Origin of the sequence: Bartonella vinsonii subsp. vinsonii (genome assembly GCF_902825235.1) — a bacterium.
In the GTDB taxonomy this organism is placed as follows: domain Bacteria; phylum Pseudomonadota; class Alphaproteobacteria; order Rhizobiales; family Rhizobiaceae; genus Bartonella; species Bartonella vinsonii.
On sequence record NZ_CADEAJ010000003.1, the window covers coordinates 151980 to 169570 of the forward strand.

13 protein-coding genes, 1 tRNA gene and 1 pseudogene are annotated in these 17591 nt (G+C 38.5%); 3 read left to right on the forward strand and 12 right to left on the reverse strand.

All coding sequences use genetic code 11. The annotated features are described in order from the left end of the window. Positions 1–616: 616 nt before the first annotated feature. Positions 617–1990 (reverse strand): glutamate--cysteine ligase, encoded by a 1374-nt coding sequence (locus J7R12_RS04080; protein ID WP_126602711.1) that lies wholly within the window; start codon positions 1988–1990, stop codon positions 617–619. A gap of 68 nt (positions 1991–2058) precedes the next feature. Beyond that, positions 2059–2802 carry a 16S rRNA (uracil(1498)-N(3))-methyltransferase gene (locus J7R12_RS04085; protein WP_126602709.1) on the reverse strand — a complete coding sequence of 248 codons (744 nt, stop codon included), beginning with the start codon at positions 2800–2802 and terminating at the stop codon, positions 2059–2061. A 233-nt stretch (positions 2803–3035) separates the two neighbouring features. Between J7R12_RS04085 and J7R12_RS04090 the strand changes: the two genes are divergently transcribed. Next, positions 3036–3179: a hypothetical protein gene (locus J7R12_RS04090; protein WP_164713722.1), complete on the forward strand. Its 144-nt coding sequence runs from the start codon at positions 3036–3038 to the stop codon at positions 3177–3179. A gap of 98 nt (positions 3180–3277) precedes the next feature. Here the strand turns inward: J7R12_RS04090 and J7R12_RS04095 are convergent. Next, positions 3278–5160 (reverse strand): annotated as a pseudogene (locus J7R12_RS04095) (AsmA family protein). Positions 5161–5482: 322 nt separating this feature from the next. Between J7R12_RS04095 and folD the strand changes: the two are divergent. Beyond that, the gene (gene folD, locus J7R12_RS04100; protein ID WP_126602706.1) at positions 5483–6382 is read left to right on the forward strand and encodes a bifunctional methylenetetrahydrofolate dehydrogenase/methenyltetrahydrofolate cyclohydrolase FolD; all 900 of its coding nucleotides are present in this window, start codon (positions 5483–5485) and stop codon (positions 6380–6382) included. A gap of 49 nt (positions 6383–6431) precedes the next feature. On the opposite strand, the gene edd is transcribed toward folD, so the two are convergent. The 9 genes from edd to J7R12_RS04145 all read right to left on the reverse strand — a co-directional run bounded on the left by edd (position 6432) and on the right by J7R12_RS04145 (position 16614). Beyond that, positions 6432–8255, reverse strand: coding sequence for a phosphogluconate dehydratase (gene edd / locus J7R12_RS04105; protein ID WP_126602704.1), 1824 nt, complete (start codon positions 8253–8255; stop codon positions 6432–6434). Positions 8256–8322: 67 nt separating this feature from the next. Further along, positions 8323–9060, reverse strand: coding sequence for a 6-phosphogluconolactonase (gene pgl / locus J7R12_RS04110; protein ID WP_126602703.1), 738 nt, complete (start codon positions 9058–9060; stop codon positions 8323–8325). 10 nt (positions 9061–9070) lie between these two features. After that, positions 9071–10546, reverse strand: coding sequence for a glucose-6-phosphate dehydrogenase (zwf, locus tag J7R12_RS04115; protein WP_126602702.1), 1476 nt, complete (start codon positions 10544–10546; stop codon positions 9071–9073). Positions 10547–10665: 119 nt separating this feature from the next. Beyond that, positions 10666–11949 carry an NAD(P)/FAD-dependent oxidoreductase gene (locus tag J7R12_RS04120; RefSeq protein WP_126602701.1) on the reverse strand — a complete coding sequence of 428 codons (1284 nt, stop codon included), beginning with the start codon at positions 11947–11949 and terminating at the stop codon, positions 10666–10668. 11 nt (positions 11950–11960) lie between these two features. Next, positions 11961–13388, reverse strand: a complete 1428-nt coding sequence (locus J7R12_RS04125) for a glutamine synthetase family protein (protein WP_126602700.1) — start codon at positions 13386–13388, stop codon at positions 11961–11963. Between the two features lie 862 nt (positions 13389–14250). Further along, positions 14251–14655: a hypothetical protein gene (locus tag J7R12_RS04130; protein WP_234924831.1), complete on the reverse strand. Its 405-nt coding sequence runs from the start codon at positions 14653–14655 to the stop codon at positions 14251–14253. 100 nt (positions 14656–14755) lie between these two features. Next, positions 14756–15154 carry a hypothetical protein gene (locus tag J7R12_RS04135; protein ID WP_126602698.1) on the reverse strand — a complete coding sequence of 133 codons (399 nt, stop codon included), beginning with the start codon at positions 15152–15154 and terminating at the stop codon, positions 14756–14758. Positions 15155–15312: 158 nt separating this feature from the next. Next, positions 15313–15389: transfer RNA gene (locus J7R12_RS04140), tRNA-His, on the reverse strand. 136 nt (positions 15390–15525) lie between these two features. Then, positions 15526–16614 carry a quinone-dependent dihydroorotate dehydrogenase gene (locus tag J7R12_RS04145; RefSeq protein ID WP_126602697.1) on the reverse strand — a complete coding sequence of 363 codons (1089 nt, stop codon included), beginning with the start codon at positions 16612–16614 and terminating at the stop codon, positions 15526–15528. A 548-nt stretch (positions 16615–17162) separates the two neighbouring features. Between J7R12_RS04145 and mscL the strand changes: the two genes are divergently transcribed. Beyond that, positions 17163–17576 carry a large conductance mechanosensitive channel protein MscL gene (gene mscL / locus J7R12_RS04150; protein WP_126602695.1) on the forward strand — a complete coding sequence of 138 codons (414 nt, stop codon included), beginning with the start codon at positions 17163–17165 and terminating at the stop codon, positions 17574–17576. Positions 17577–17591 lie beyond the last annotated feature (15 nt).

The following is a 17591-nucleotide window of genomic DNA, read 5'->3' on the forward strand; positions in this document are numbered from 1 at the left end:
TTACAAAATCATTATTTTTTTAATTTATAGGTTAGAAGAGAATTTTTTTTCTATTAATAACTCTTTAAAGGAGATAAAAAATCAAATAAACTTACTTATCCATTTTTATAAAATTCTCTTTGCAAATAAAATATTTGTTATCGGAAATAAAATAACGACGGCTCTCTTTTACACTTTAACACTAAAAGAGTATTTTCAATAGACCTTATCATTTGAATGATATTTCACCATTCTCTCTCTTTAAAGCAATAAAATCTTTTCTATCAATCATAAATAGACTGCTAAACAATCTCATGACTTGTTTTTCTAAAAGACAATACCAAGGAGGTTTTGCTAATTTTATTACCAATATCCCCTTAACTGCTTTGATTATGATCTCTTTTAATACGTCCTATCTCATTTGAAATAGCCTCTCTTTTTCCAATTCTTGGTAGAATTCTGTTTTCTGTTATTGAAATCTCTATGATGAATTCTCTGTTGTTATAAAATAGCTCTTTTCAATAACAAAAAATATAAACGCAAAAATTTTTGAATTCATGACATCATCTTGAAACACAAGACGTTATGTACTGTATATATTATTCAATATAATAAAAGAGAGTTTTTGTTAAAAAAATTAATAGGCGCATTCTAAAAATATAGGTTCCACAGTCTCATTCCAAATAGAATGATAAAGAGACAAAAACCTATCGGCATTTGTTTGGCCCATTGCAATCACCTCTTCTAAAGGAACCAAAAAATTTGTCTCATCTAAACCATCCGCATCATACTGTCTGCGATTTTTTAAACCCTTGCGTGAAATAGCAACAGTCTGACGAGCTATTTCTAAAATTATGGTCTGACGAAAAGGTGTTCTTAATCCTTCTTTAGGAACACGTCTGCGCATATCCAGAACTTCTTCAAAACACCAATCTTTTGTCAAAGCCTCTGCTTCATTCAATGCTTCACTGTCATAAAGAAGTCCAACCCAAAAAGCCGACAACGCACAGATATGCTTCCAAGAACCGCAATCAGCACCTCTCATTTCTAAAAATCGTTTTAAGCGCACTTCGGGAAACAAAGTTGAGAGATGATTAATCCAATCTCCCATATTGGGGATTGAATTCGTAACTTCCCCTCTTAATGCTCCCTTCATAAACTGACGAAAAGTTATATGTGTACAATCATAATAACGACCGTCGCGCACGACAAAATACATGGGAACATCAAGTGCCCATTCCACATAATCCGCAAAACCAAAACGCTCAGAAAATACAAAAGGAAGGACTCCAGACCTCTGATTATCAGTATCACGCCAAATTTCAGAGCGCCAAGACAAAAAGCCGTTAGGTTTTCCCTCTGTAAAAGGTGAACTAGCAAATAAGGCTGTCGCAATAGACTGTAGTTTCATTGATACTTGCATTTTTCGCCGCATATCAATTTCAGATGAAAAATCAAGATTCACTTGAACCGTTGATGTGCGATACATCATATCAAGTCCACTATGACCAACTTTTGGCATATAATTTGTCATAATCTGATAACGTGACTTAGGCATTCGCGGCGTTTCAGCTAAAGTCCACTTTGGACTAGCCCCCATACCAAGAAAACCAATTCCCAATGGTCCTGAAATTTTTTTGAGAAGAGCTAAATGCTCCGTCACCTCGCAATAAGTGTGACCAATGGTTTTCAGTGGTGCACCAGATAATTCAAATTGTCCCCCAGGTTCTAAAGAAATGGCGCCTTGACCAACTGATCCTATCAGCCCAATAATATTTCCCTCATCCACAACAGGCTGCCATCCTAAAGCTTCTTGCATTCCCTCTAGAAGTGCGCGAATCCCTTTAGAACCTTCATAGGGAACAGGCCGAAAACCATCTATATAAAACGGAAATTTTTCATGTTCCGTACCAATACGCCAATCATGCTCTGCTTTACACCCCCCTTGGAAATAGCTAACCAAGGAATCTAAGTTATAAATTTCACTTTCATCCGTTATATCAAGCGCCATAACTTATTATATCCTATCATCAGTTCCATTATTTTAAATGAATCATTTAGAATGATTCTACGAACTTCTCAACTAATTGACCAATCCCCCACGGTAACATTAAGAAGAGCCAAAGCAGCAACAGCTGCAGTGTCAGCACGTAAAACACGCGGCCCCAAAGATATAGGAATCACAAATGGATGTTTTTTTAATAAGTTCCGCTCTTCCTCACTAAATCCACCTTCTGGACCAATGAGAACACCAGATGTTGTCATGTCATACTTTTTTAAAAGATGTAATGGATTATGCGGTTTGTGCGCTTCATCACAAAAGAACAAAGGTCGTACCTCATCCCAATGTGCCAAGAGCTCCGCTAACGAGACAGCAGATACACATTCAGGTACAGATAAAATACCACACTGCTCGGAAGCTTCAATAACATTCGCTTTCATACGCGCCATATTGATACGCGTAACCTGTGTGTGATGCGTTATAACAGGCTGCAAAATCGATACCCCCATTTCAACAGCTTTCTGCACCATATAATCTAAACGCGCGTTTTTCAGTGGAGCAAAGCAGTAAATGAGATTCGAATGCGTCGTTTGTAATCTTTCTTGATGAATAAGCTGAAGCACAACAAATTTTTTCTTAATGTCAATGAATTTAGCAAGCCATTCACCATCCTGTCCATTAAAAAGTAAAATTTCAGCGCCTTCTTGCATCCGCAAAACATGTATAAGATAAAAAGCTTGCGCCCCCTCTATCTTGATTACTTCATTCAAAGCAAGTGGTTGTCGGATAAATAACCTTTTAAGTTTATAATTTACGCGCATAGAATTGTGCCAAAATTAACTATAATCATCGAGCAGATAAAAAACATATAACAAAAAGAGAGAATTATATCTATAGAACTGTAATATATTTAAGAATTATAGAGTTTTTTCGCTTTATGAGATAATAGTGGGAACAAATGGGTCACTAAGTGATTCTGCTTATCTGAAATTTTATAAAAATACATTATTCACCATTGCATTCAGTCATAGGTCAACATGGTTTGAGGAAAAATATGTCTGCTAAAAAAGCCACAATTATCACTATTATTAGCCTTCTGGCTTTTGTTGTTATCACTGTAGGAATAGGCTCTGTAGGAGCAGATGGAAAGTTTACCGTCACTGAAGATGGCTATGGTATTTCTTCAGAGATTCAATAAGCTCTAAGCTCCAGCCAGCTTATCTCTAAAATTTTATAATGACATAAGACTAACAGTTTTTCTAAAATGTTCACCAATCCCAATATGAAAAATAGCGATCAATTTGCATAGACGCCTTTTTTGACCAAAAAAATTCCGCGTTCTTGTTCTTTAGAATTAAGAGAAAAAGTAAAAGGACATACGAGACTGTTAGCAAGGCATTGGACATCTTGGCAGAGTGTTTCTGAGCTATGTGTTTTTCGCAACCGTGCTAGCAATCTAAACTCGTTTTGGAGATCTTGCATAACAGCAAATGAAATTGTCCCCCAAATGGATAAGCTCCAATCTGCCGTCCCCATCAGTGATTCTGTTCCCTTCATTGTACCGTCTGAAAAACTTGTTTGAATATCCCAGAGATCAAAAGCTGTTGAAAGGGCTTCGTTCCCAATTAAGAGAAATTGCTCATTTTTTGAAAGTCTCATCTGTAAATCATTCAAATCATATCCTAATAATCGACCAGAAGACATATTTAATGTTAATTTACCCTGTATCTTCGAAAAGATTTCTGACCAAGAACTACCAAGCGTTTCTGCCGTCATAGTAAAGTTTGCTTTGCTCTGTACAAATGGAGTCATTCCCAGAGCCTTTGTAGCAGTTTGTATATCAACAGAAGTCCCTGAAACGCGTCCTTTAATACGCATTTTCTTCTCAGCTGGTATAACTTCAATATTGCTTTGAAATGAACCACCAAAAACATTTGCATGTCCAAGATCAAAAATACCAAGCCCATTTTTTATTTGTATCGCAGCAGCTAAATTCGTAAGTGCGAATTTCCCTACTTTTGCCTGTGACGAAGAAAGCCGTATATCCACCCCAATACGATCAAAAATTTCCCTATCAAGGATATGAATCCTGTTTTTTAACCGAAGGAAACATTGATTCCAAAACATTAAAATCTAGGTTATCAAATGCTAAAGACCCCATTACAATTGGTACATAGTCCTGAAAATCGACTTCTAAAGCTCCACGCGCATTTGCTGTACCCATCGTAAATATAACATTATTCATTTGGATATGCATTGGCTGTGCTAAAAAACCAGACTCCCATACAATAGGTGCTTTTAATCTATGCCCCCAAAACTGATTACCTCCAATCCAAGACAATGTCTGATCCCAACCAGGAGAACGCATCGATACCTTTCCATCAAAACGATAATATTCAGATAATCGTGCCTGCCCTATAAAGGTTACACCACCACGCACAGAATTGAGACTTGCCTTAATCTGGCTTTTCCCTCCTGCTAAAAGCAGCAACGCTTGATCGGCATCAATTGATAATTTTGTCAACTCTCCGCGCCAACGAGCATCGGCACGAAATTTTACTTCCTGTGTCGATTCAGGCCAATCTAAGGTCGCATTTAGACCCATTATTTTTTCTGCTACTCTGGAAATACGATCATGATACACAAGAACACCATTTTCGACCACAATCCGCCCAAACAGTTGCTTTAAAAGACACTCTATATCTGGATGGTCAGGATTATGCTTCAATATTTCACGAGCACTGCGTATTGCTAATCCTAATGCACCTTGTGATCGTGAAAACCTATCAAAAAAATCTGCGGCTGTTTTAACGGGCTTTTCCATAACAAACTGAGGGCGCACAATTCGTGTTTCTGAAAAGAAACATGTCCGGAAAGAAGATCTATCAAAGAAAGACCGACTTCAATTGATTTTAGCTTCCATCAACGGCACAACATGATTCATCTTTGATGTTAAAATAACACCAAAAAGAAGTGCTTTAGGGGAAGGAAAAAGATTCAATTGTGGTGGATCACGCAATTGCACATTATAACCTGTCCACGCACTCAAATCTTGTGCTAACATGAATATGAATCGTATCAGTAGAAACAAGATAAGGTAAAACAAAAAGACCAATTCCAAACAAAAAAATAATTGTAATAAAAATTCCGTTCAAAAATTTTATTATTCTGATGCACACAACCTTCTTCTACACTCTCACTCCTATAACAAGATTAAAAGCAAACTTAAATGATCATTAAAAAACTTCCTATAATCCTAAATTTCATCTTATCTCATTTAACAACTTCATTATTCTTGTTCTTATCCAAAGTTTATGAGAACAGCAATGTTGCTGCTTCTTTACAAAGTGATTATTTGAAAAGCTGTCAAAAATTATAAAATACATAATATTATCGTACCATTCTTACTGTTTTCATAGGAATATTGCTATAAAACGCTATTGTATTGTCAACAAATGCTTTACAAAAAAATAAACAGCCCTATTGAAAGGATCTCTCTCAATGAATAATATTATCGACGGGAAAAAGCTTGCTGAAGAGATTATTGTAAAAGTTAAGGCTGAAACAACAAAACTCCGCAATCACTATAATATACAACCTGGTATTGCTGTCATTATTGTCGGAGATGACCCTGCAAGTCAGGTTTATGTCTCATCGAAGAGCAAAAAAGCCGAAGAATGTGGTTTTCTTTCGATTAAACATATGATTTCCAAAGAAACACAAGAACACGAACTTCTTCAATGCATTGCCGCATTAAATTCTGACCCTAAAATCCATGGCATTTTAGTGCAACTTCCCCTGCCTGCCCATATTAATACAAACCGCATAACACAAGCCATTGCTTTCCAAAAAGATGTTGATGGCTTCCATTATATCAATGTAGGAAAACTCGCAACCAATAACCTTGAGGACGCTATCATTCCTTGTACACCAGCAGGCGCTATGATGATGATTGAACAACAATGCGGACGAGATTTATCCGGTCTTGATGCCGTTGTTATTGGACGCTCTAATATTGTAGGAAAACCTATGGCTGCTCTTTTAACAGCAGCAAATGCTACCGTAACAATTGCCCATAGTCGTACCCGTGACCTTGATGATGTATGTCGTAGCGCGGATATTTTAGTAGCAGCTATAGGTCGCCCAAAAATGATTAAAAAAGACTGGGTTAAAAATGGTGCCATTATTATTGATGTTGGCATTAACCGCATTGCAGCTCCAGAAAAAGGTGTAGAAAAGACACGTCTTGTTGGTGATGTCGATTTTGAAGAAATAAAAGGAAAAGCTGCTGCAATTACCCCTGTTCCAGGAGGAGTTGGACCTATGACAATTGCCATGCTCATGGTTAATACGCTCAAAGCAGCTGCTCGAGCACACAATCTACCTGTACCCAAATTCTAAGAAATTTTACGCATATTTTTCATATTTATTGCAATGAATATTCCTTTACTCATGCTATCAAAACAGATGCTCCTTGATCTGCACGATTAACGGATTGGCGAAAAACACGAAAAAGTTCACGTCCAACACCATATTCATTCTTTGAAAGATCAGGAAGTATGATCGTTCGTGCATTAAATTTTGACAAATCTTCCAAAAGAGCCAATTCTCCCACATGCGCATCAAGACGAACGATATCACCATCTTGCAAACGCGCAAGGGGACCACTCTCCAAAGCTTCTGGTGTCACATGGATTGCGGCAGGAATTTTCCCTGATGCACCTGACATACGACCGTCCGTTATCAACGCTACCTTTTGACCACGATCTTGTAAAAGACCTAAAATTGTCGTTAATTTATGAAGTTCTGGCATGCCATTGGCTTTTGGCCCTTGATAACGAATGACAGCGATAAAGTCTTTGTCATTCAATGCTCCAGATTTAAAAGCCTTTTGCAACCCCTCTTGATCATTAAAGACAAGAACTGGTGCTTCAATTCGCCAATGTTCAGATTTAACAGAGGAAATTTTAATAATAGCTGTCCCTAAATCTCCTGATAAAACACGAATACCACCATCAGGTTGAAAGGGTTTTTTCCACCCTACTAATACCTTCTGATCACCACTTTCCTTGAGAGCAGGTACACGCATCACGCTACCATCAGCGGAAAGCTTTACTTCAATTGCATAAGCATTGAGGCCTTTACCAAAAACTGTACAGACATCTTCATACACAAGCCCTGCCTCAATGAGCTCGCGAATAACAAATCCCATACCACCAGCGGCATGAAAATGATTAATATCAGCTAAACCATTAGGATAAATCCGTGCTAAAAGAGGAACAACTGATGAAATTTCTGCAATATCATGCCATGTCAATTGAATACCGCAAGAAGCAGCCATAGCAATCAAATGAATCGCATGGTTGGTCGATCCTCCTGTCGCATTTAATCCTACAATAGCATTCACGAAAGACCGTTCATCAATTATCATACCAAGGGGACTATAATCATCGCCAAGAGCTGTCATTTCAAGTACACGCTGAGTGGCTTCCTTTGTTAAAGCATCACGCAACGGAGTATTCGCATTGATGAAAGAACTTCCCGGCATATGTAGCCCCATCATCTCCAGTATTACTTGATTTGAGTTAGCAGTCCCATAAAATGTACATGTTCCTGGTCCATGGTAAGAACGTGCTTCTGATTCCAGCAATGTTTGGCGATCTATCTTATTTTCTGCGTAAAGCTGGCGTATCTTGGCTTTTTCATCATTGCCTTGCCCACTTGTCATGGGCCCAGCTGGAACAAAAATTCCTGGCAAGTGACCAAATGTGAGCGCCCCAATTACTAAACCAGGTACAATTTTGTCACAAACCCCAAGATACAATGCAGCATCAAACAGTTCGTGTGATAAGCCTATAGCTGTCGCCATTGCAATCACTTCACGCGAAAAAAGAGAAAGCTCCATTCCCGCATTTCCTTGTGTTACACCATCACACATCGCAGGTACACCGCCTGCCACTTGTGCAACACCGCCAACCATACGGGCAGCCTCTTTAATGAGGTGAGGAAAAGACGAAAAAGGTTGATGTGATGAAAGGATATCATTATACGCGGTAATAATACCAATATTTCTAACAATATTACGCTTTAGCCGCTCTTTGTCTATTTGACCACAGGCTGCAAACCCGTGAGCCTGATTGGCACATCCTAAAAAACTTCTCTTGGGGCGATTTTCCTGCGCTTTCGCAATGCGATCTAAATAAATTTCTCGTGTTGGTAGAGAACGCTCATAAATCTTTCGTGTAACCGTAGCAATTGTCTTAGAAAGTGCCATAGTTTTATGCCCCCCTTATTTACGCTTTCCATTATGAACGAGAGATTGCGTATCCTCTACATCTGTATCACATTTTCACTTCACTTATTTCATTTTCATTCGGTGACCAATAAACCTGAACAAGATGATGGGCATTGCGTAAAACCGCACGAACAGGCATTTCTATTTCATCCCCATCCTGACAAACCTCTTCAAAACAATCGCGTTTCTGAAAACCTTCAAAATGGAGAATAATACAACGAGATTGTATAATAACTGGCAAAGTAAGCGTAAGCCTTGATTCAAGAGCACTCTTTGTATGAAGTGGTAAAACAAGTGCTTGCGTTTGAAGATCAAGTGCTTGTTTCAAACGATTAGCATCAGGAAAAAAAGAAGCAGTATGTCCATCCTCCCCCATTCCTAGAACAATAACATCAAATGGTTTAGGCAAAGTGTTGATACGACTAGCAGCCGAAAAAGCAGCAAGCTCAACAGTGATTGCTTTATGATAAAGTCCTACAAAATGTGCTTTAGCTGCAAAATTTTGTAACAAATGACGCCGCACCTTATGTTCATTTGAACGCTCATGCTGAGTAGGTACAAAGCGTTCATCAACCAAAGTGATGACAATATTTTGCCAATCAATATCAGCCTTTGACAAATAATGAAAAAACAATTCTGGTGTTTTACCACCAGAAACTGCCAAAATCGCACGCTTACGCTCAAGGACAGCCACACTAAGCTCTGCTGCAACACGATCAGCTAATGCTAAAGCTAGGGTCGTCGGTGTTTCAAAATTTAAACGGTCAATATTCATTCCATACACACTTATTGCTCTAAACTAAGTTGTTCCATATACGCCCATCACGTTCCATCAAAAGTGTCGAAGCAGATGGCCCCCACGAACCAGCATTATATCCATGAACAGGCTGCTTTATTGCTTGCCACCCCTCAAGAATAGGATCAATCCAACACCAAGCAGCCTCAACTTCATCTCGACGCATAAATAGTGTTTGATCTCCACGAATAACATCCATCAAGAGGCGTTCATAAGCATCAGGATTACGTTCAGAAAACGCAGATGCAAAACTCATGTCCAATGGAATATGACGAAATCGCATACCACCAGGACCTGGATCCTTAATCATCAACCATTGTTTTACCCCTTCATTAGGCTGGAGACGAATAACGAGCCGATTAGAAAAAATTTCATCCAAATTCGTAGTAAAAATATTATGAGGAATAGGTTTAAAAACGACAACAATTTCAGACATCCGTGTAGACATACGTTTACCGGTTCGTAAATAAAAAGGTGTATTTGCCCAACGCCAATTGTTAATCTTAACCTTAAGTGCGACAAATGTTTCGCTCTTACTGACTTTTTTCCCTAAATCATCAAGATAAGAGCCTACAGAAACACCATTCAAGATACCAGAAAGATACTGCCCACGTACAGTGTATTGCTCCACATTATGTACATCAAGAGGTGTTAAAGAATGTAAGACTTTCAGTTTTTCATCACGCACAGCATTTGCTCTATTGGTAAATGGTATTTCCATAGCAACCAAACAGAGCAATTGCAGCATATGGTTTTGTACCATATCGCGTAGTGCACCCGCACTTTCATAATATTCTGCACGCCCTTCCAATCCTAAAGATTCAGCAACCGTTATCTGAACATGATCAATATAATTGGAATTCCATAACGGCTCATAGAGTGTATTGACAAACCGCAATGCCATTAAGTTTTGAACTGTTTCCTTGCCAAGATAATGATCAATGCGAAAGATTTGATCTTCCTCAAACACTCTTGCAAATATATCATTGAGTGCAATTGCTGTTCTTACATCACGGCCAATAGGTTTTTCAATAATAATCCGTGTTTGCGGCGTTACCAAGCCATTTTGTCCTAATCTCATCGCGATATCATCAAAAAGGTGCGAACCAATCGCTAAATAAAAAGCCCGAATATCAGCTGGATTTTTTGACAAAACTCGAGCAAGATCCTGCCATCCCCGATCTGATGTAATATCAACAGAAATGTAGGTTAAACGCGAAAGAAAACGGTTCAGTTCAATTTGGTTGAGATCTTTTGAATGAACATGTTTTTCTAGAGAAGCACGAACAAAATTTTGATATTCTTCACTACTCAGTGAAGAGCGTGAAACCCCAATAATACGTGTTGGCTCACTCAATTGTCCAACACACTGGCAATGATAGAGAGCTGGAATAAGTTTGCGTGACGTTAAATCGCCATTGCCACCAAAAACAATACAATCAAAGGAAGAGACTGGAATAATTTGACTCACCATGAACTTGTCTCTCTTCCTATTTAATTATAAAAGCTTAAACACTTTATAGAAGCTCCAATCATTAAAGCAGACAGATCTTAAACAAGCCATTAATTTTCTTCGTTTTAAACAATATCCAGTTACAAATGATCCATTAAAGAAAACCAGCGCATTGCCAAAAACACGAGCGGATAACGCAGAACTTTCCCACCTGGAAAAGACGAAATCTTTAAATCCTGAAAAAACGCAAAACGCTCATGTTTCCCTGTAAGCCACTCAGAATATAATTTCCCTATAAAAGGAGCAAGTATAACCCCATGTCCTGAATAACCGCCACAATAAGTTATACCCGAAAGAAGTTGGCGAACATAAGGCATACGTTCAACTGTGATTGCAACCGTTCCTCCCCAATGATGTGTCAGCTTTATAGAGTGTAGATGAGGATAAATTTCAATAATCTGCCGTCGTATACGTTCATCTAAATTTACAGGATACTGATTATCATAACTTTCTACTCCACCAAATAATAGGCGATTATCAATGCTTTTACGAAAATAGCGTACCATAAAACGGGAATCATCTACCGATTCTCCTCCCTGAAGAATCGAACTGTCTTTTGATAATGGTTCCGTTGCTCCAATATAGGAGCGGATAGAAAAAATATTTTTTTCAATAAAATGTTGAAGTCCAAGTTTATAACCATTGGTCGCCAATAAAACATGCTCAGCCTTTATTTTGCTCCGTTCTGTTAGCACGCTATAATGGCTACCATCGCGTTTTACTGCAGTTACTTGTGTCTTCTCATAAAGCTTAGCGCCAGCGTTTTTTGCGTTTTTTGCTAACTCAACAACAAGCTTTAGAGGATTTATATGACCCGTATTCGCATCATAAATACCACCATGATAAAAAGAAGAGCCAAGTCGCTTAGCTATTTCATCCTTATCCATAAAAGTAAGACCATGATAGCCATAACGCTGCATCGTTTCTACATGCCGTTGATAAGATGTGAGTTTACGTTTTTTATGGGTAACGGAAAGATGTCCTTCCATAAAGTCACACTGACAATCGGACATCGCACACCAAGATAGAATATCTCTTTTGGCTTCTTCAGCGAGATCAAACAGGACTTTACTTCGCTCAAAACCATATTTTTTTTCCAGTGTTTCTACCCATTGTCTTTGCCCCGTACCTAATTGCCCACCATTACGCCCTGAAGCACCATCACCAAACCGTGAAGCTTCAAACAAAACAACATGGACTCCAGCCTTAGCTAAATGATACGCTGCTGAAAGCCCTGTAAATCCACCGCCGATAATAACCACATCGCACTGTATGTGTTCATCCAAAAACGGATAAGAAGGGCGTTCTTCTAAACTATCTTCATACCAAGAAATTCCCGGAGAAATCGGATTGTCATTCATCATCGTGATAAACCTCAAACATTAAGCAAGAGATACTCGCGCTCCCACGGACTAATCACTTCCATAAAAGTTTCAAACTCTTGTCGTTTGATTGCAGCATAAGTACTGACAAATACATCTCCTAGAATTGCACGTATCGCTGTATCTTGTTCGAATAAGTTGACTGCTTCAATGAGTCCACGTGGTAATTCAATATTATCAGTATTGACATTATTTGTTGTTGGCTCATCGGGTTCAAGCTTTTGCTGTAATCCAATGAGACCGCAAGCCAAAGAAGCTGCAAGAGCTAAATAGGGATTAGCATCTGACGAAGGGAGTCTATTCTCAACACGCCGTCCTTGTGGAGCAGAGCGAGGTACACGAAAAGCCGTGGTACGATTATCATATCCCCATCGCAAATTAACAGGTGCTGAAATATCAGGCATGAGACGTCGATAAGAATTTACATAAGGAGCCAGCATGACCAGCCCCCCCGCCATATGTCTTTGTAATCCACCAATAAAATGGCGAAAAAAGACACTTTCCTCACCATCTTCTCGTGTAAAAATGTTCATACCCGTCTTCTGATCAACAATCGATTGGTGAATATGCATAGCAGAACCCGGCTGTCCTTGAATGGGCTTGGCCATAAAAGTCGCATACATATTATGCTTAAGTGCCGCTTCACGAATTGTGCGTTTAAACATAAACACTTGATCAGCTAATTCAATTGGATCACCATGGCGTAAATTGATTTCAAACTGGCCGGCCCCCTCCTCATGAATGAGCGTATCAATTTCCAACCCTTGTGCTTCTGAAAAATGATAAATATCATCAATGAACTCATCAAATTCATTTACACCGGCAATCGAATAGCCCTGTCCCCCACCAATTGAACGTCCAGAACGACCAACTGGAGGTACTAAAGGATAATCAGGATCAGGATTTTTCTCTACTAAATAAAACTCGATTTCTGGTGAAACAACCGGCTTTAGACCCATTTCTGTGTAAAAATCAATCACTGTTCGCAAAACATTGCGTGGTGTATAATCCACAATCTGCCCGTTTTGATACACAAGATCACAAATCACTTGTGCGGTAGGCGCATCTTCCCATGGCACAATGCTTAACGTAGAAAGATCAGGCTCAAGGCGTAAATCTCCATCTGTTTTGGGATATTCAAAACCATGTCCATCTTCAGGATAATCGCCTGAAATTGTTGCCACAAAAACGGCTGAAGGCAATGCCAAGGATGTTTCTGATGTAAATTTTTTAGAAAGCATCATCTTGCCACGCGGTACACCTGCTTGATCAGGCGTAATACACTCAATATCTTCTACATTACGGAAAGCAAGCCACTGAGAAACTTGCTCCCAATTGTTTACACCACGTAAATTTTTGAGAAAGCCAGAAACAGGTTTAGAACCCTTATTTTTTATTTGTTTACCATTTTTCACAGCCATGACACCCTAACTCAAAAAAAATAACCACATCCCGCCCTTATGGTATCACCCCATCTATGAACGTCACGAAAAAACTTTATCAATGTAATTTTTAAAGAATGCCATAACTTCCATCAAGGTAAAAGAGACCTTACCATCATTATAAGCTGCTTACACTATCAAATAGAGAAAAAAATGATACTGCACGCGATACATCGGTGCTAACGTTCTCTTTAAAAACACACAGATAATTACAACCAGCTTCAAAAAACAGCCTTACCAATGAAGTACTAGCTAGAGGGTTGCGTGCACAACGCAATAATGGCACACTGATTCCCACAAGCGTGCTTCACATATTGTACGCATAGCCTTTACGGAGTCTGCCGCTCCTAAATACTCAGACGTAATGCTACTGGATCGTACAGTGACCGCAGTTGCCCCCTTAAACACTGGTTCCTACCATATCATAATGCTTGACAAAAGCATCATGCCATCATAGCAACCGCTTTGCGTATGGATTCCACAACATAGTTCTACAAATTGTTGACGCATTGCTAAGCTAAGAGTTTTCTTGCCCACCTACGCCAATGAGACCATCACTATCCTCTTTTTGAATCGTAAAACAAAATGATTTATCATTAGCGATAAACCATCTTCTCAAAGTCCAGCTAGCTTAAACTCATAGCATTCTAAACCTTTAGGCTCGCTCTGCCCCCAAAGGGGGCATAGTCAGATATATCACTTCCGTCACGTATTCACGCGCTGGGATAAAAAAATCTGAAACTACGAGGCAACGCTGCATTTGTATGCAGCGTTGTTGTTAGGTATAAGCTTCTATTGAGATAGTTCTAATGGGAAGCACCCACAGCTAATGGTATAGGGATTAATTTGAATTCTTTCGAAATGTTGTATATAAATTTAATGTGCCGCCCCACAACACACCACCAGTGAACCCACTTAAAAGACCAAAAAGAAGGTTAAAATCAAATGCATATTTCAAATCAGGTTCAATCTTGAGAAAAACAATCAATGTGAATTTGATGACAAAAGCGATAAGAATAAATGTCAGCGTCAACCGCGTACTAGGCAGAATAATTAAATCCGTTCCCTCTTTGATTTTTAAACGCGGAGTGGCACGCCAGAGCAACCAGCCAACGCCAACGCCGATCATCAGCCCTGCCAACATTGAGATTGCTCCCCAGCGCGGGAACGCCAGCTCTTTAATCACATCGCTTGCGCCCAAAAAAAGAAAGACTAACGGCAATAGAAAAAGGCGGTTAACCTTCATTTCCCTATCTTTCAATGCGATTATTCCCCTCGCGATGAGAAAAATAAGCAAAATCTAGGCCCATAAAGGAGTTCCAGTCAGAATGTTAAACAATGACATATTATGCTCCATGATGTTTGACACGATAAAAATATTGTATGATGTTAGGAAAATATTTAGAAAAAAGAATACCAACACAAATTAAACCCATAGTGCCCCACAAAAGCTGGGGGGTCCATGCAAAAAAAGCCACTAGAAGACCATTGGCAAAAAAGATGATTACCCAAATCCATGTAATATATTTATTGATGAGATAAAATAGGATATGTTTGCGTTTTTCTTCAGAAACACCAGCACTGGCATAAAAAATGGTAAAGGGTTTCTTTACCAGCAAGCTAATCAATGAAACCAGAGCAAGTGACAGATAGCAAAAAACTGTGGGGTAGTTCAGTAAAAATGTAGACCATCCAGCGAAATAATTAACAAACAGGACAATAACTGTCAGAATGTTAGTAATCATCACTGGTTCCCCCTGTCGGACAATTTTAATATTCACAGCAATAATGGACAATAAAGTCACAGTTAAGATGAGAGAGCGTTCGACCAGAGTTAAAACGTTTCCATTGATAACCCAAGAGTAAATACTCCACGGAATAAAAGAGACTATTATGTTAAACATGGTACGGTTGGTGGGATTTGAACCTACGACCTCTGGTGCCACAAACCAGCGCTCTAACCAACTGAGCTACAACCGCATAAAAACTTAATGCATCACAAGTGTTTACTATTTCGTAAATACTCATTCTCTTTCTGTGTGACATAAGGAAGATCAAAAGAGTTTGCAAGCCCCTTTAAAAAAATCCCGCATTTTTTATCAAAAAAAAGAGTTTTTTATAAAGGAAGCGCACGCTTTGCCCAATACTCAACACTATGATCACGATAAGCTTTTATGCTCTCAACCCCATCTTGCTGCATACACTGCAAAATCTCTTTCAGAATAGTGACAGCAAGGTCTGGTCCCTCATAAACCATCCCACTATATAATTGAATCAAATCTGCACCAGCTTTAACTTTTTCCAAAGCCGTTTGTGCATCCCTTACACCACCAACGCCAATAATTGCTATCTCCTTACCTAATTTTTGACGCATTTTTGCAAGCACAATGGTAGAGCGCTCAAAGAGTGGATGTCCAGAAAGCCCCCCTTCCTCACTACTGAGAAAACTATTGTTAACTCCTTGGCGTGAAAGAGTGGTATTAGAAACAATGAGCCCATCAAAATCAGAAGACTTCATTTCTTCAGCAATATCATCCAATTCTTTTTCTGATAAATCAGGGGCAATTTTTAAAAAAATGGGAACGGAAAATCCATGTTTTTTCTTTTGCTCATTGCGCGCCTGCGAAATTGCATTCATCAAAAGATGCAAACTGTCACGCGCTTGTAAAGCGCGTAACCCCGGCGTATTAGGTGAAGAAATATTAATCGTAAAATAATCCGAAACATCATAAAAATGAGCAATACCAGCAGTATAATCGTTAATCTTATCAACTGTATCCTTATTGGCACCAATATTGATTCCTACAATACCAAGGTGTTTACATGCACAAAGTCTGCTGTAAACAACGTGATGCCCATCATTATTGAATCCCATTCTATTAATAATCGCTTCATCTTCTTTTAAGCGAAAAAGCCGTGGTTTAGGGTTTCCTTCCTGAGGCTTCGGCGTTACTGTACCAATTTCAGTAAAACCAAATCCTAATTGAAAAACAGCATCAACAACTTCTGCATTTTTATCAAAACCCGCAGCAAGACCAACAAAATTTTCAAACTCAAGCCCCGCAACAGTCACACCTAAACGCTTATCAACGATCTTTTTATACCTGTTCAATCCACTTTTCAGACCAATAATGGCTAAACGGTGTGCATGTTCTGGATCCAACATAAATAAAGCAGAACGACCAATACAACGAAAAAAATTCATTTATTTTTCTCCACAACATAAAAACGCCCCCTTACATCTCGCACAAACTTTCTTTTTGACATACATAACCTTTCATAAGAGATGGCATGCTATTCAAACAAGAATGCAAATCCCACTGGCAAAAGAGTTTATAACATTATCGCTCATACTCTTTATGAATATTGATCAAAAAAGATTCTTCTGCTTTAAAAAAATGTTCTTTTTTTTACAATTGTTCATATTGTGCAGTGAAGCACTTTTCTTAAATTTTATTATAAAAAGCTTGAAACGATATTATAACTCAACCACAATTTTTCATTTCTAGCTTAAAAGGAGAGTCAATACAGCTTTAAAAAAGCGTTTTATCATTCTGCACTCTATGCGATATTCTTTTATATGAAGTCAAACAATGACCTTTGTTAATTTTTAAATATCTCATAATATTTTCAAAAAAGAATTTTCGTATTATAATATAATACCTACCAAGAAAATAAAAACTGCCCTTTTCTTTTTGATCAAAAGCGATAATTAAAATGAGCATCTGTCGCATACATAAAGGGGAAGACGCAATGCTTAAAGAATTCAAAGAATTTGCTTTAAAAGGTAATATGATTGATCTCGCCATCGGTGTGATTATAGGAGGGGCTTTTGGTGGTTTGGTCAATTCAATTGTCAACGATATTTTTATGCCAATTATTGGGCTTATTACCGGTGGAATTGACTTTTCTAATATGTTTCTTCAGCTTGCTGGTGAGAAACAAGCTACATTGAGTGCCGCTAAAGCAGTGGGAGCAACCATTAGCTACGGCAACTTTATAACTTTACTTATTAATTTCCTCATTATTGCTTGGGTCCTTTTTCTATTTGTTAAAGCTATGAATAAGCTCCGTCGAAAACAAGAAGAAGAGGAAAGTTTAAAAAAAATGTCTCTAGAAGAACAACTTCTGTCAGAAATTAGAGATCTTTTAGCCAAGAAAAAATAAACTTATGCGTGATTT

Excerpts from the sequence above, each read along its gene's own strand:
- J7R12_RS04080 (WP_126602711.1), bottom strand. The coding sequence starts at position 1,990 with ATGGCGCTTGATATAACGGATGAAAGTGAAATTTATAACTTAGATTCC.
- J7R12_RS04085 (WP_126602709.1), bottom strand. The coding sequence starts at position 2,802 with ATGCGCGTAAATTATAAACTTAAAAGGTTATTTATCCGACAACCACTT.
- J7R12_RS04090 (WP_164713722.1), top strand. The coding sequence starts at position 3,036 with ATGTCTGCTAAAAAAGCCACAATTATCACTATTATTAGCCTTCTGGCT.
- folD (WP_126602706.1), top strand. The coding sequence starts at position 5,483 with ATGAATAATATTATCGACGGGAAAAAGCTTGCTGAAGAGATTATTGTA.
- edd (WP_126602704.1), bottom strand. The coding sequence starts at position 8,255 with ATGGCACTTTCTAAGACAATTGCTACGGTTACACGAAAGATTTATGAG.
- zwf (WP_126602702.1), bottom strand. The coding sequence starts at position 10,546 with ATGGTGAGTCAAATTATTCCAGTCTCTTCCTTTGATTGTATTGTTTTT.
- J7R12_RS04120 (WP_126602701.1), bottom strand. The coding sequence starts at position 11,949 with ATGATGAATGACAATCCGATTTCTCCGGGAATTTCTTGGTATGAAGAT.
- J7R12_RS04125 (WP_126602700.1), bottom strand. The coding sequence starts at position 13,388 with ATGGCTGTGAAAAATGGTAAACAAATAAAAAATAAGGGTTCTAAACCT.
- J7R12_RS04130 (WP_234924831.1), bottom strand. The coding sequence starts at position 14,655 with ATGAAGGTTAACCGCCTTTTTCTATTGCCGTTAGTCTTTCTTTTTTTG.
- J7R12_RS04135 (WP_126602698.1), bottom strand. The coding sequence starts at position 15,154 with ATGATTACTAACATTCTGACAGTTATTGTCCTGTTTGTTAATTATTTC.
- J7R12_RS04145 (WP_126602697.1), bottom strand. The coding sequence starts at position 16,614 with ATGAATTTTTTTCGTTGTATTGGTCGTTCTGCTTTATTTATGTTGGAT.
- mscL (WP_126602695.1), top strand. The coding sequence starts at position 17,163 with ATGCTTAAAGAATTCAAAGAATTTGCTTTAAAAGGTAATATGATTGAT.